We start from the raw sequence: 14,113 nt of genomic DNA, 5'->3' as shown, positions 1-14,113 counted from the left end.
AAACGGGCCACCCGTGGGCAGCCCGTTGACTTATTCGGCTTCGTCCAGCCAGACCAGTAAAATGGCCTCAAGGATTTTTTCGTTCGATGCCTGTGGGTCATCATCGAACTCTTCCAGGTCACAGATCCATTGGTGCAGATCGGTGAAACGAACGGTCTTGGGATCACGGTCGGGGAAGGCGTCGTACAGCGCTTCACCGATTTCACGGCTATCGGTCCACTTCAGTCCCATACTACCCTCTGTTAATGCTCACGTGCATGATTGATTGTGTAACGTGGGATTTCGACCACTAAATCGTCCTCGGTTACCCGCGCCTGGCAGCTTAAACGGCTTTCCGGCTCCAGACCCCAGGCTTTATCCAGCATGTCATCTTCTTCTTCCGTGCTTTCCGGCAAAGAATCGAAACCTTCACGTACAATGCAGTGACAGGTCGTACAGGCACAGGATTTTTCACAGGCATGTTCAATCTCGATACCGTTACGCAGGGCAACGTCGAGAATGGTTTCGCCAGTCTCAGCTTCCAGAACTGCGCCATCGGGACAGAGATCCTGATGAGGCAAAATAACAATCTTTGGCATATTAAACCTCGTCCACGGAATGGCCTTTCAGCGCGCTACGGACGGATTTGTCCATGCGGCGAGCGGCGAATTCCTGGGTTTGTTTGTCTACGTTTTTAATGGCTTGTTCTATCGCGTCAACATCGTCACCCTGCGCAACCTCGCTCAATTGCGCGGCGGCGGTGTCGATAGCCTGACGTTCTGCGGCGCTTAACAGCGCGGCATCAGCGTTCAGCGCACCGGATAAACTTTCCAGTACACGTGCCGCTTCGACTTTCTGTTCTGCCAGCATACGGGCTTTGACGTCCTGCTCGGCAAAACTCATCGAATCCTGAATCATGGAGGCGATTTCACCGTCGGTCAGACCGTAGGACGGTTTGACCTGAATGGAGGACTCAACGCCGGTGGATTTCTCCATAGCGGTGACGCTCAGCAGCCCATCGGCATCCACCTGAAAGGTCACACGGATATGCGCGCCGCCTGCTGGCAGCGCAGGAATACCGCGCAGCGCAAAGCGCGCCAGTGAACGACAGTCCTGCACCAACTCACGCTCGCCTTGCATCACGTGGATGGACATCGCGGTCTGGCCGTCTTTAAAGGTGGTAAAGTCCTGCGCACGCGCCACCGGGATAGTGGTGTTACGCGGAATCACTTTCTCCACCAGGCCGCCCATGGTTTCAAGGCCCAGGGACAGCGGAATGACGTCCAGCAGCAGCATTTCGCTGTCTGGTTTATTCCCGACCAGAATATCCGCCTGGATTGCCGCGCCGATAGCGACCACTTTATCCGGGTCGATAGAGGTCAGCGGCGTACGGCCAAAAAACTCACCCACGCGTTCACGTACCAGCGGCACGCGGGTTGAACCACCGACCATCACCACTTCCAACACATCCTGCGGCTCAACGCCCGCATCTTTCAGCGCGCGACGGCAGGCCAGCAGCGTACGCTTAACCAGTGCGGAAATCAGTTCATTGAAGGTTTCACGGGTGATTTCACCCTGCCATCCCGCCACGTTAACCGTTACAGAATCGGCGTCGCTGAGCGCAATTTTCGCCGCAATGGCGGCATCCAACAGTTCACGCTGTACGCGGTTGTCGCTGCGATCGGCAACCCCCGCCTGCTCGCGAATGTAATCGGCGAGCAGATGGTCAAAATCATCGCCGCCTAGCGCGGAATCACCGCCGGTCGCCAGCACTTCGAACACGCCGCGGCTCAGGCGCAGAATAGAAATATCAAAGGTACCGCCGCCAAGATCATAGACCGCGATCACGCCTTCCTGACCGGAGTCCAGGCCATAAGCAATCGCCGCAGCGGTCGGCTCATTCAGCAGACGTAATACGTGCAGGCCAGCCAGACGCGCGGCGTCTTTGGTCCCCTGACGCTGTGCATCGTCAAAATATGCCGGAACGGTGATCACGACGCCGTCCAGTTCACCGGACAGCGATTCGGTTGCCCGCGCGGCCAGCGCTTTCAGAATGTCAGCGGATACGCGCACCGGATTAAGTAAACCAGCAGCGGTTTCAATCATCGGCAGGCCGTTTTCACTGGCCTGAAACGTATAAGGCTGATGCGGATAGCGCGCCTGGATATCCGCCAGAGAGCGGCCCATCATGCGTTTTACCGAACTAACGGTATTGGCCGGGTCAAGGGCGGCATTGGCGCGGGCATCGTAACCGACAGAGTAGCCCTGCGGCTGATAGTGAACCACTGACGGCAACAGGTGGCGACCTTCGTGGTCTGCCAGCGTTTCGGCCTGGCCGCTGCGTACGGTTGCAACCAGGGAGTTGGTAGTGCCTAAATCGATACCTACCGCCAGACGACGCTGGTGCGGCGCGGCGCTCAGACCAGGCTCACTAATTTGTAATAAGGCCATTTTCGCTTCCGGAAATTAAAAATCGAGCAGTTTTTCTTCGAGTTGTTCTGCACTGCTTCGCAGTTTATCGAGAAAACGCAGCTTACGCACGGTATCCGCCGCCGCGTCCCACATCTCGTTATCCAGCTGTTCAACCATCAGTTGATGGCGACTTTCAAACATCTTTTTCACGCGCTGGATAAAACTTTCCAGTCGCGATTCGTCTTTCGTCTGCTCGATCTCGTCAAGCTCTTCCCGCAGTTCCAGTTGCTCCATCAGGAACGCGGTATCACGCACCGTGTGCTGCTCATTGCGAATATCAAAACCGTGTAAAGACAATAAGTATTCGGCGCGCATCAAGGGATGACGCAGCGTTTGCCAGGCCTGGTTAATGGTGGCGGACTGCGAAACCGCAGCAAGTTGTTCCGCCTGAGAACCGCTGGCGAATTTATCAGGATGATACTGACGTTGTAGATCCTGAAAACGGATCGTCAGGGCCTGGAGATCAATAGGATATTGAGCGGGTAATCCGAAGAGAGTGAAGTAATCCATAACTATCTCAGGGGTAGCCTGTTAGAACAAACCCCACACGTAAAATCATGCGTGTGGGGTTATCGGTGAGCGCGTTATACTTGGAAACTTTCGCCGCATCCACATTCGTCTTTCACGTTCGGGTTAGTGAACTTAAACCCTTCGTTCAGACCTTCTTTGACGAAGTCTAACTGCGTACCGTCGAGAAATTGCAGGCTCTTACCGTCGACCACAACTTTAACGCCTTTGTCTTCAAACACGGTATCTTCAGCCGCCGGCTCGTCAACAAATTCCAGTACATAGGCCATACCTGAGCAGCCGGAGGTTCTCACGCCCAGACGCAGGCCAAACCCCTTACCGCGGTTCGCCAGGAAGGTATTTACACGCGCTGCTGCACTGTCGCTTAAGGTAATCGACATAATAAAACCTCAACTCTTAATTATTTTGCTTCACGTTTGCTTTTGTAATCCGCAATCGCGGCTTTAATCGCGTCTTCAGCCAGGATAGAGCAGTGAATTTTCACCGGTGGCAGTTCAAGCTCGTCGGCGATATCGGTGTTTTTAATCGCCTGTGCTTCGTCCAGAGATTTCCCTTTTACCCATTCGGTAACCAGAGAACTGGAGGCAATAGCGGAACCGCAGCCGTAAGTCTTGAAACGCGCGTCTTCAATGATACCCTCATTGTTGACTTTGATCTGCAACTTCATCACGTCGCCACAGGCCGGTGCGCCGACCATGCCGCTACCCACGTTCTCGTCGCTGTTGTCAAAAGAGCCCACGTTACGTGGATTCTCGTAGTGATCGATAACTTTTTCGCTGTAAGCCATGTTGAATTCTCCTTATTGGTGCCGAATTAGTGATGTGACCATTCAATACTGTTCAAATCCACGCCCTGTTTGAACATTTCCCACAGTGGAGAAAGGTCGCGCAGACGGCCAATGGAGTTGCGAACCAGATTGATGGCATAGTCAATCTCTTCTTCGGTAGTGAAACGACCTAAAGAGAAACGAATTGAGCTGTGTGCCAGCTCGTCGGTCATACCCAGCGCGCGCAGCACATAGGATGGCTCCAGGCTTGCTGAAGTACATGCAGAACCGGAGGATACCGCCAGGTCTTTCAGCGCCATAATCAGCGACTCGCCTTCAACAAAGTTGAAGCTGACGTTGAGAATGTTCGGTGCGCCCTGTTCGAGATCGCCGTTCAGGTACACTTCTTCCATGTCCTTCACGCCGTTCCACAGACGGTTACGCAGACTGCGCAGACGCGCCATCTCGGTTTCCATCTCTTCTTTCGCGATACGGTACGCTTCACCCATGCCAACGATCTGGTGGACAGGCAAAGTACCGGAACGCATGCCGCGCTCGTGACCGCCGCCGTGCATCTGCGCTTCGATACGAATACGCGGTTTACGACGCACGTACAGCGCGCCGATACCTTTCGGACCATAGATTTTGTGGCCGGAGAAGGACATCAGGTCAACTTTCAGTTGGCTCAGGTCGATAGGCAGTTTGCCCACGCTCTGAGTGGCGTCAACGTGATAGATGATGCCGCGCGCACGGCACATTTCACCGATAGTCGCGATATCCTGCACCACGCCGATTTCGTTGTTCACGTGCATGATGGACACGAGGATAGTGTCGTCACGCATTGCCGCTTCAAGTTCTTTCAGGTCGATAATACCGTTACGCTGTGGGGCGAGGTAAGTGACTTCAAACCCTTCGCGCTCCAACTGACGGCAGGTATCCAGCACGGCTTTGTGTTCGGTTTTGCTGGTGATGATGTGCTTGCCTTTTTTCTGATAAAAGTTGGCTGCACCTTTAATCGCCAGGTTATCGGATTCCGTCGCACCGGAGGTAAAGACGATTTCACGCGGATCGGCACCAACCAGATCAGCGATCTGATTACGGGCGATATCTACCGCCTCTTCAGCATGCCAGCCAAAACGGTGTGAACGGGAAGCTGGGTTACCAAAGTTTCCGTCCAGGGTCAGACACTGCATCATTTTCTCGGCAACACGCGGGTCCACCGGCGTGGTTGCGGAGTAATCGAGATAGATCGGTAATTTCATTGCTCTATAAACTCCGTACATCGCTTCAATGCAAGGAACCAGGCAACCGGCTGGATGTACGACCGAGTTAACGGGGCGTTTAACACCCCGGCCTGATTCTAAAATACTTTTATTATGCGCGTAACTTAACGTCGATCGCGTCTTGAGCACGATTAGTGCGTGGAGCGTCATGCGTGTGCTGGCGACCAGACACATCCAGGACTTCCTGATTATTCACCAGTTCGCCCAACGTAATGTTGTTGAGGAAACCGGTCAGACGATCGCTCAGATCGCGCCACAGCGCATGGGTCAGGCATTTATCGCCGCCCTGACAACCGCCTTTGCCCTGGCAACGGGTCGCATCTACAGACTCGTCGACAGCGCTAATGACTTCACCTACTGCGATGCTGCCGGCATCTTTACCCAGCAGATACCCGCCGCCTGGTCCACGTACGCTTGAAACCAGACCGTTTTTACGCAAACGGGAAAACAGCTGCTCCAGATATGACAGGGAAATTCCCTGACGTTCAGAAATATCAGCCAACGGTACCGGGCCCGTTTCTGAGTTGAGCGCAACGTCCAACATTGCGGTCACGGCATAACGCCCTTTTGATGTCAGTCTCATGTCTTACTTAGCCTCAAACTCGCCCCTGCCCGGGGTTTTTTATTGTAAAATGGGGGTATTGCATAGCAGGGGCAAGTCTGACATTCCCGACTAAATCAGTCAACTATTTACTTGACTAATTTAGTCAGGTATTTAACCTTCAGTGCCGTTTTCACTTACAGGAGGCGTTTCGCTTACTTGCCTTTATTCTGCTGTTCGATAGATGCCAGAATCCCGCGCAGGATATTCAGCTCCTGACTCTCAGGACGCGCACGCGTAAACAGACGACGCAGCTTGTTCATCACTTGTCCCGGATGGCCTTCGCGAATAAACCCGGTCGACAGCAGCGTTTGTTCCAGATGACCGTAAAAACGCTCTAAATCATCCACCAGCGGATACTCAGCTTCTTCGTATTCGACGGTCTTATTACCTTCCTGCGTCGCCAGCCAGGCCATGCGGACTTCATAAGAGATAACCTGCACCGCCATCGCCAGGTTGAGCGAACTGTATTCCGGGTTCGCGGCAATGGCGACGTGATAATGGCATTTTTGCAGTTCTTCGTTGGTCAGGCCAACGCGTTCACGACCAAATACCAGCGCCACCGGCGTATTCGCCGCTTCAGAGACGCTTTTCAAGCCGCATTCGCGCGGGTCCAGCATCGGCCACGGCAACGTACGGGAACGCGCGCTGGTGCCTACTACCAGACTACAACCCGCCAGCGCTTCATCGAGGGTATCGACGATCTGCGCGCTGCCGATCACATCGCTGGCGCCTGCCGCCAGGGCGATGGCCTGCGAGTCCGGTTTGACCAGTGGATTAACCAGCCACAGATTGGTTAAACCCATGGTTTTCATTGCACGGGCCACAGAGCCCATGTTGCCAGTGTGAGAGGTTTCCACCAGCACAATTCGAATATTTTGCAGCATTGTATTTCTTCGGCTAAAGATTATTCGGGCATATTATCATAAAACGAAGACATATTCCGAACTCGCTGCTATACTCTGCGCCGTTTTCCCGTTCTTTAACATCCAGTGAGAGAGACCGATGCATCCGATGCTGACCATCGCCGTGCGCGCAGCGCGCAAGGCGGGTAATGTAATTGCCAAACACTACGAAACTCCAGACTCTGTAGAAACCAGCCAGAAAGGCAGCAATGATTTCGTGACTAACGTCGATAAAGCCGCCGAAGCGATTATTATCGAAACGATTCGCAAATCTTACCCACAGCACACCATCATCACCGAAGAAAGCGGTGAACATGTTGGTGAAGATTTGGATGTTCAATGGGTTATCGATCCACTGGATGGCACCACCAACTTCGTAAAACGCCTGCCGCACTTCGCGGTATCTATCGCAGTACGCATTAAAGGCCGTACTGAGGTTGCCGTTGTTTACGATCCAATGCGTAATGAACTGTTCACCGCAACCCGCGGTCAGGGCGCGCAGCTTAACGGTTACCGTCTGCGTGGCAGCACGGCTCGCGATCTGGACGGCACCATCATTGCCACCGGCTTCCCGTTCAAAGCGAAACAGCACGCCGCTTCTTACATGAAAATCCTTGGCAACATGTTTACCGAATGCGCTGACTTCCGCCGTACCGGCTCTGCCGCGCTGGATCTGGCCTACGTTGCCGCAGCCCGCGTTGACGGTTATTTCGAAATTGGTCTGCGCCCGTGGGATTTCGCCGCAGGTGAGCTGATTGCGCGTGAAGCTGGCGCCCTGGTGTGCGACTTCACCGGTGGTCATAACTACATGGCGACCGGCAACATCGTTGCAGGTAACCCGCGCGTAGTGAAAGCCATGCTGGCTAACATGCGTGACGAACTGAGCGACGCGCTGAAGCGCTAATCGTTTGATGCCGGATGGCGGCTAGCGCCTGATCCGGCCTACCAGGGAAGTTCCCCGTAGGCCTGATAAGCGAAGCGCCATCAGGCATTCATCCTACAACAGTGCTAAAACGGTCTTATCCCTCGCCCCACCGGCACCGCGCTCATCCACATCACCACCGCTGCCGCAATTAATACCGTGCCCCCGGCTAACGCCAGCGTCGTCCAGCCAATCTGTCGCCACAGCACCGGCGCTTTATGCCCGCTAAGTCTCACCGCCAGCGTGCGGAAACTGTGTACCAATAAAGCCAGTGACGTAATCGTCAAAGAGGTGCCCGCCGCCATCGCCAGCGCCGACGCCATACCCCAGTAAAAGACGCCAATCACTTTGCTGAACAGCAGCACCATGATGGCCCCGGAGCATGGGCGCATCCCCATAGACAGAATAATCATCAGCCGGGCGCGCCAGTCATCACCGCTTTGCACCTGTTCAGGGTTCGGCAGGTGCTGATGCCCGCAGCCACAGCCGTCGTGATGCACATGGCGCGGCGTGAAGGCGGTAAACGTTGGCCGCGTTAGCAATAAGCGCAGTTTTTTCAGCGCCCGCCAGCACAGCAGCAGGCCTAACACGCCCACCAGCACATAGCTCCCTCTCTCCAGCCAGAAGCTGCTCATATGCAGCTGCCGCGCAGGCAACTGCAAGACGGTGAGCACGATAATCACCAGACCAATCGCGACCAGTCCTTGTAATAAAGACGACGCCAGCGTCAGGCCGATACTGGATTTGAGTTTTGACGGGTGCGTCGCAAGCCAGGTAGTAATCACCACTTTTCCATGTCCCGGCCCCAGCGCATGCAGAACGCCGTAGAGAAAACTAAACAGCAGCAGCGATCCCCCTGCCTGGGTCGGACTGGCAGCAACCGCTTTCAACAAGCCGCTCATCTGTTGGTTTACTTCGCGCTGCCAGACGATGCTTTTCATCATCACCTGCGGCCAGGCCAGCCATAGCCACAGTATGCCGCCTGCCGCCAGCAGCAAAAATAGCGCCAGCGGCCACAGCGTGAGCCAGCGACGTCCAGTGGGTCGTGGTTGATAAACTACTGACATTGCAGCGTTACCGTTTGTGCGAACTGTTTACCCAACTCCATATCCTCCGGCGGGGCGTCTTCTTTATCCAGCGACTGCGCAAAGATCAGCGTTTGTTCATTCGGCGTCGGGGTGTGTACTGAAATACGGCATTGCTGGCTGATCGCCTGCGACAGCCGGGCATCGCTATCCTGGTCATAGCTCATGTCCACGTAGTAGGTCGGATCGAAGGTTGAAATGGTATATTTTTGACCACTCAGCGGCTGTGGTTCAGCTAAGGGTAGAACGAACGTCAGCACCGCCTGATGTTCCTCACGCTCCATGCCGTATTCCGTCGGCCCGTTTTTAAACTTTACCTTTTGCCCTTCATGCCACACTTCGGTGAAATAATGCTGCCCAAGCACATTCGCCATCACTTCCGCCGCCAGTTTTTTCCAGATCTCCGAGCCAGGTTTGGCATTCCCCGCATCGTAAAGCAGATCTGCCGAGGTGATTTCATCCATCGTCCAGCGCATTTTCAGCGCCACGAACTGATTATTTTCGTTCACTATCTCGGTTTTCAAATGGATAAAGCTGTGGGGATGCGCCCCTGCGCCAAAGGACAGGACAGCAAGAAACAACGTTACAATGATGTGCTTAACACGCTGCATGACTTCTCCACGATAAAAATCCAGGCCGCCAGAAATAATGGTGTGTTTGGCGAAAGAGTGCTGAGGATAACATTGAACGAAAAAATGTTGAGCCCCCTTTTCCGGTATCGATTCAGTTCTCAATTTCGACAATTCTTTCTCCAGCAACACCCGTCGGAATCCCTTTTCGCCGCCAGAATTTACGCAAAATGATAATAGATTGTTAACTAAAAGTTTCATTTTAATTATTTATTAACAATAATTTTGCTGGTATGAATATGAAACTCCATTAATTTAACCAATATTTAACCATTAATTTTCTTTTAATTTACAATAACGGACATGGATCACATTCACGGAACTTATGATTCATTCCCTCTTCCATTCGTAGTTAACTTCACCCCGTGACATGTCCTGCCCCCTACGAAAGGTACAACTATGAAATTCAAACTCGCATTACTCAGTGCAACCCTGGTTTCTGCATGCATGTTGTCCGGCACGTCCTTTGCGGCGGAAAAATATGAAATTGCTGTGGTTGCCAAAGTCACCGGGATCCCGTGGTTTAACCGGATGGAAACCGGCGTTAATGAAGCAGCAAAAAAACTGGATGTGAATGCTTACCAGACCGGGCCTTCCACGCCGGATCCGGCTCAACAGGTGAAAGTCATTGAGGATCTGATCGCCAAAAACGTTAACGCGATCATCGTGGTGCCGAATGATGCCAAGGTCCTTGAGCCGGTGCTGAAAAAAGCGCGCGACAAAGGCATCGTGGTGCTGACGCACGAATCCCCGGACGAGCAGATTGGTCAATGGGATATTGAAACCATCGACAGTGAAAAATATGCGCAGGCTAACGTCGATGAATTAGCGAAAAGCATGGGCGGTAAAGGGGGTTATGCCATCTATGTCGGTTCGCTGACGGTACCGTTGCATAACGCGTGGGCCGATTTTGCGATTAAGTACCAAAAAGAAAAATATCCCGAAATGTTCGAGGTCACTTCACGTCTGCCGGTCGCGGAAAGCATCGATAAATCCTACGCCACCACGCTGGACCTGATGAAAACCTATCCGCAGATGAAGGGCATTATCGGCTTCGGCTCGCTGGGTCCAATCGGAGCGGGCCAGGCGGTGCAGAAAAAACGCGCCAAAGATAAAATCGCCGTCGTCGGGATCGCCATGCCAGCACAGGCTGCGCCTTACCTGATGCGCGGCGATATCAAAAAAGCGCTGCTGTGGGATCCAAAAGACGCAGGATACGCTCTGGTAACGGTGGCCGACCAGCTGTTGCAGGGTAAAGAAGTTAACGCCGATTTGAGTATCGATGGTTTAGGGAAAGCCGATATCGACACGGAGAAGAAAGTGATCCGCTTTAACAAGATCCTCGAAGTCACCAAAGACAACGCACAATCACTCGGTTTCTAAGGCTTTAGCCGACACCAGGGAACCTTAACGCCGACCGTCTGGTCGGCGCTATCAACCAAACTAACACTTAGCGTCCATGCGGACGTGCGCAGGGGTATTGTCCATGACAGACACCACCGCATTTATCACTCTTGAGAATATCAGCAAACAATTCCCGGGCGTGCTGGCGCTGGATAACGTGAATCTGACGCTGAGAAAAGGCGAAGTTCACTGTCTGGCGGGTCAAAACGGCTGTGGTAAAAGCACCATTATTAAAGTGATCTCTGGGGTGTATCATCCGGAAAAAGGCGCGCAGATTTTACTCGATGGTAAATTATTCCATCACCTGACGCCGCAGCTTTCTTCCCATTATGGTATTCAGGTTATTTATCAGGATCTGTCGTTATTCCCTAACTTTAGCGTCGCTGAAAATATCGCGGTCAACCGCTATCTGCCCGGTGGCGATATCTGGGTACGCCGTGGCGCGATGAAACAGCAGGCGCTGGCCGCCATGAAACGCATCGGCGTGAACATCGCTCCCGATAAAAAAGTCGAAAAACTGTCGATTGCCGATCGGCAACTGGTCGCCATTTGCCGCGCTATTGCCGCCGATGCGCGTCTGGTGATTATGGATGAACCCACCGCTTCGTTAACCCGCCAGGAGGTCAATGGTCTGCTGCGGGTCGTCAACGAACTGAAAGCGGCCGGGATTTGCGTGGTGTTTGTCAGCCACCGTCTGGATGAAGTGATGGAAGTGGCGGACCGTATCAGCGTGATGCGCGACGGCAAACTGGTGGGAACATACCCAGCCAGCGAACTCGACAGTCACGAACTGGCCTTCCTGATGACCGGACAACGCTTCCACTACAGCCCGCTGCCGGAAAGACCCGCTATTGAGCAAGAGCCGCTGCTCGAGCTACGCAACCTCAGCCGCCGGGGGAAATACCAGAACATCAATTTATCGCTACATAGCGGTGAGATTGTCTCCATTGTCGGTCTGCTGGGTGCCGGTCGCACCGAGCTTTGCCTCAGTTTGTTCGGCATGACCCATCCGGAAAGCGGCGAAATGCGCATTAACGGCCAGCCGGTTACTCTGCGCAATAACCATGACGCCATCAAACACGGGATCGGCTATGTCTCTGAAGATCGCCTGACGCAGGGGCTGATCATGGAGCAGTCGATCTATGACAACACCATCGTCACGGTGTTTGACCAACTGCATACCAGCAGCGGTCTGCTCGATCATCGTAAAGCGCAAAAGCTGGTCGCCGATTTGATCCGTGAGTTGAACATTAAAGTCTCCGATCCGCATCTGCCGGTCAAAACGCTCTCCGGCGGTAACGCCCAACGCATTGCCATTGCCAAATGGGTGGCAACCCATCCGCGCATCCTGATCCTCGACTCCCCTACCGTCGGCGTGGATATCGCCAACAAAGAGGGGATTTACCAGATAGCCCGCGATCTGGCGGAACAGGGAATGGCGGTGCTGATGATTTGCGATGAAATCCCGGAAGCGTATTACAACAGTCATCGTGTGCTGGTGATGCGCCGCGGCAAACTGGTGGCGGAATTTAATCCTCATCACTGCCGTGAAGAGGAGATTGCTGAAGTGGTCGAGGTAATCAATGAATAGTCTGCGTCTCTCCCGTTTAATCGGGCAACATGAATTCTGGCTGGGCCTGCTGGTCGTGGCGCTCGCCGTCGGGCTGAGCGTCAGTACCGATGAGTTCCTGTCGCTGGGCAATCTCACAGATGTCGCCACCAGTTACGCGATTCTCGGCATTCTCGCCTGCGGGCTGTTTGTGGTGCTGATTTCCGGCGGGATCGACATCTCATTTCCGGCGATGACCGCGATTGCCCAGTATGCGATGGCCAGTTGGGTGATCGCTCACGGCGGCAACTTCATACTGGCTTTAACCATCGCAATGGCGGTAGGTCTGCTGCTTGGGCTGATTAATGGCTTCCTGGTGTACTGGCTGCGCGTTCCGGCGATCATCATTACCATCGCCACGCTGAACGTCTACTACGGCCTGCTGGTTTATGCCACCAAGGGAACCTGGCTGTACGGCTTCCCGGACTGGTTTATGAACGGTATCAACTGGTTGTCGTTCACCGCGACAGACGGCTACGACTACGGTTTAACCCTGCCCCTGCTGTGCCTGGCGGCGGTGATCATCTTTACCGCCGTGCTGATGAACTATACCCGTCTTGGCCGTCAGGTTTACGCCATGGGCGGCAACCGCGACGCGGCCTCGCGCCTGGGGCTGAATTTGCTGAAGCTGCATTTCTACGTCTATGGCTATATGGGCATTCTGGCAGGCGTTGCCGCCGTGGTTCAGGCGCAAATCACCCAGTCTGTTGCCCCCAATTCCCTGCTCGGCTTTGAGTTAACGGTGCTGGCGGCGGTCGTGCTCGGCGGCACCAGCATGAGCGGCGGGCGCGGTACGTTAACCGGAACGCTACTGGGTGTTGTGCTGCTGGCGTTCTTGCAAAATGGTCTGACGCTGCTGAGCGTCTCCTCTTACTGGCACACCGTGTTCAGCGGCGCCATTATCCTGGTCAGCATTAGCGCCACGGCCTGGAACGAAAAACGTAAACTGGCAAGGGAGCTTTGAGATGAAAACAATCGCCAGATTTTTACCCGGTGATGCCATCATTCGTCTGCAATGCGTCATTATTGTGGTCGTCGCTCTGGTCTTCTCGGCCCTGCTCGGCAGCCGTTTTTTCAGCGTCGCTAACTTCCAGTCGATCGGCTCGCAGTTGCCAATCCTCGGCATGCTGGCCCTCGGGATGGGTATGACCATGCTGACCGGCGGCATTAACCTGTCGATTATTGCCGGTGCGAACGCCTGCTCGCTGGTGATGGCGGCGATTATCGTCACCCACCCGGATAACCCGCTGTTTCTGGCGCTGGCGTTGATTGCAGGCGCAGCGGTGGCGGTGGCTATCGGCACGCTCAACGGCGCTTTAATTGCCTGGGTCGGCGTCTCGCCTATTCTCGCCACCCTCGGCACGATGACGCTGATCTCGGGGCTGAATATTTTGCTCTCCAACGGGACGGTGATTTCCGGCTTCCCGACCGCCATTCAATACCTTGGTAACGCGACGATTGCCGGTATTCCGGTGGCGCTGCTGCTCTTTTTCCTCGTGGCAATCCTGCTGTGGGTGCTGCTGGAGCACACCACGCTTGGGCGCAGCCTGTATCTCGTCGGTTCCAATGAGCAGGCTACCCGCTACAGCGGTGTGAATACCGTACGGGTACAAATTTCGGTGTACGTTATTTCTGCCCTGCTCGGCTGGGTCGCCGCCATTCTGATGATGGCGAAATTCAACTCGGCCAAAGCCGGATACGGTGAATCCTACCTGCTGGTCACCATCCTTGCCTCCGTGCTCGGCGGTATCAATCCGGACGGCGGCTTCGGACGCATTATCGGCCTGGTACTGGCGCTGATTGTGCTGCAAATGCTGGAAAGCGGCCTTAACTTGCTGGGGGTCAGCAGCTATCTGACGATGGCGCTGTGGGGCGCGGTGCTGATCCTCTTTATCGCATTACAGAATCGTAAAGCCTGATTTCAGGAGAA

16 protein-coding genes are annotated in these 14,113 nt (G+C 54.2%); 5 read left to right on the top strand and 11 right to left on the bottom strand.

What is annotated here, in order from left to right:
- Positions 1 to 30: 30 nt before the first annotated feature.
- The 9 genes from iscX to trmJ form a co-directional block, all read right to left on the bottom strand.
- Positions 31 to 231 (bottom strand): Fe-S cluster assembly protein IscX, encoded by a 201-nt coding sequence (iscX, locus tag ICA20_RS06760; RefSeq protein WP_038642622.1) that lies wholly within the window; start codon positions 229 to 231, stop codon positions 31 to 33.
- Positions 232 to 242: 11 nt separating this feature from the next.
- Entirely contained in the window at positions 243 to 578 is a 336-nt protein-coding gene (fdx, locus tag ICA20_RS06755; protein WP_003037690.1) for an ISC system 2Fe-2S type ferredoxin, read from the bottom strand.
- Position 579: 1 nt separating this feature from the next.
- Positions 580 to 2,430 carry a Fe-S protein assembly chaperone HscA gene (gene hscA, locus ICA20_RS06750; protein WP_038642624.1) on the bottom strand — a complete coding sequence of 617 codons (1,851 nt, stop codon included), beginning with the start codon at positions 2,428 to 2,430 and terminating at the stop codon, positions 580 to 582.
- Positions 2,431 to 2,445: 15 nt separating this feature from the next.
- Entirely contained in the window at positions 2,446 to 2,961 is a 516-nt protein-coding gene (gene hscB, locus ICA20_RS06745; RefSeq protein WP_038642626.1) for a co-chaperone HscB, read from the bottom strand.
- 74 nt (positions 2,962 to 3,035) lie between these two features.
- The gene (iscA, locus tag ICA20_RS06740; RefSeq protein WP_038642628.1) at positions 3,036 to 3,359 is read right to left on the bottom strand and encodes an iron-sulfur cluster assembly protein IscA; all 324 of its coding nucleotides are present in this window, start codon (positions 3,357 to 3,359) and stop codon (positions 3,036 to 3,038) included.
- 20 nt (positions 3,360 to 3,379) lie between these two features.
- Positions 3,380 to 3,766 (bottom strand): Fe-S cluster assembly scaffold IscU, encoded by a 387-nt coding sequence (gene iscU / locus ICA20_RS06735; protein WP_002913991.1) that lies wholly within the window; start codon positions 3,764 to 3,766, stop codon positions 3,380 to 3,382.
- 26 nt (positions 3,767 to 3,792) lie between these two features.
- Positions 3,793 to 5,007 (bottom strand): cysteine desulfurase, encoded by a 1,215-nt coding sequence (gene iscS, locus ICA20_RS06730; RefSeq protein ID WP_038642631.1) that lies wholly within the window; start codon positions 5,005 to 5,007, stop codon positions 3,793 to 3,795.
- Between the two features lie 112 nt (positions 5,008 to 5,119).
- Positions 5,120 to 5,611, bottom strand: coding sequence for a Fe-S cluster assembly transcriptional regulator IscR (iscR, locus tag ICA20_RS06725; protein ID WP_003037674.1), 492 nt, complete (start codon positions 5,609 to 5,611; stop codon positions 5,120 to 5,122).
- Between the two features lie 173 nt (positions 5,612 to 5,784).
- On the bottom strand, positions 5,785 to 6,516 hold the full coding sequence (gene trmJ / locus ICA20_RS06720) for a tRNA (cytosine(32)/uridine(32)-2'-O)-methyltransferase TrmJ (RefSeq protein ID WP_038642633.1): 732 nt from the start codon (positions 6,514 to 6,516) through the stop codon (positions 5,785 to 5,787).
- Between the two features lie 118 nt (positions 6,517 to 6,634).
- Between trmJ and suhB the strand changes: the two genes are divergently transcribed.
- Positions 6,635 to 7,438, top strand: coding sequence for an inositol-1-monophosphatase (gene suhB / locus ICA20_RS06715; protein WP_003835237.1), 804 nt, complete (start codon positions 6,635 to 6,637; stop codon positions 7,436 to 7,438).
- 104 nt (positions 7,439 to 7,542) lie between these two features.
- Here the strand turns inward: suhB and ICA20_RS06710 are convergent, their stop codons facing one another.
- Both ICA20_RS06710 and ICA20_RS06705 read right to left on the bottom strand, forming a co-directional pair.
- Positions 7,543 to 8,523, bottom strand: a complete 981-nt coding sequence (locus ICA20_RS06710) for a nickel/cobalt transporter (RefSeq protein ID WP_038642636.1) — start codon at positions 8,521 to 8,523, stop codon at positions 7,543 to 7,545.
- Complete coding sequence (locus ICA20_RS06705) at positions 8,514 to 9,152, bottom strand: DUF1007 family protein (RefSeq protein ID WP_038643306.1); 639 nt, start codon at positions 9,150 to 9,152, stop codon at positions 8,514 to 8,516. The genes ICA20_RS06710 and ICA20_RS06705 overlap by 10 nt, the downstream gene beginning before the upstream one ends.
- 417 nt (positions 9,153 to 9,569) lie before the next feature.
- Here ICA20_RS06705 and ICA20_RS06700 point away from each other — a divergent pair, with 417 nt between their 5' ends.
- The 4 genes from ICA20_RS06700 to ICA20_RS06685 all read left to right on the top strand — a co-directional run bounded on the left by ICA20_RS06700 (position 9,570) and on the right by ICA20_RS06685 (position 14,102).
- Positions 9,570 to 10,553, top strand: a complete 984-nt coding sequence (locus ICA20_RS06700; protein WP_038642638.1) for an autoinducer 2 ABC transporter substrate-binding protein — start codon at positions 9,570 to 9,572, stop codon at positions 10,551 to 10,553.
- Positions 10,554 to 10,656: 103 nt separating this feature from the next.
- Complete coding sequence (locus ICA20_RS06695; RefSeq protein ID WP_038642640.1) at positions 10,657 to 12,165, top strand: sugar ABC transporter ATP-binding protein; 1,509 nt, start codon at positions 10,657 to 10,659, stop codon at positions 12,163 to 12,165.
- Positions 12,158 to 13,147 carry an ABC transporter permease gene (locus ICA20_RS06690; RefSeq protein WP_038642642.1) on the top strand — a complete coding sequence of 330 codons (990 nt, stop codon included), beginning with the start codon at positions 12,158 to 12,160 and terminating at the stop codon, positions 13,145 to 13,147. The genes ICA20_RS06695 and ICA20_RS06690 overlap by 8 nt, the downstream gene beginning before the upstream one ends.
- A 1-nt stretch (position 13,148) precedes the next feature.
- Positions 13,149 to 14,102, top strand: a complete 954-nt coding sequence (locus tag ICA20_RS06685) for an ABC transporter permease (RefSeq protein ID WP_038642644.1) — start codon at positions 13,149 to 13,151, stop codon at positions 14,100 to 14,102.
- The last annotated feature ends 11 nt before the right edge of the window (positions 14,103 to 14,113 follow it).

Origin of the sequence: Citrobacter sp. C5_2 (assembly GCF_014596845.2) — a bacterium.
Classification (GTDB): Bacteria; Pseudomonadota; Gammaproteobacteria; order Enterobacterales; family Enterobacteriaceae; genus Citrobacter; species Citrobacter werkmanii.
This window is presented reverse-complemented; position numbering and strand designations above follow the sequence as displayed.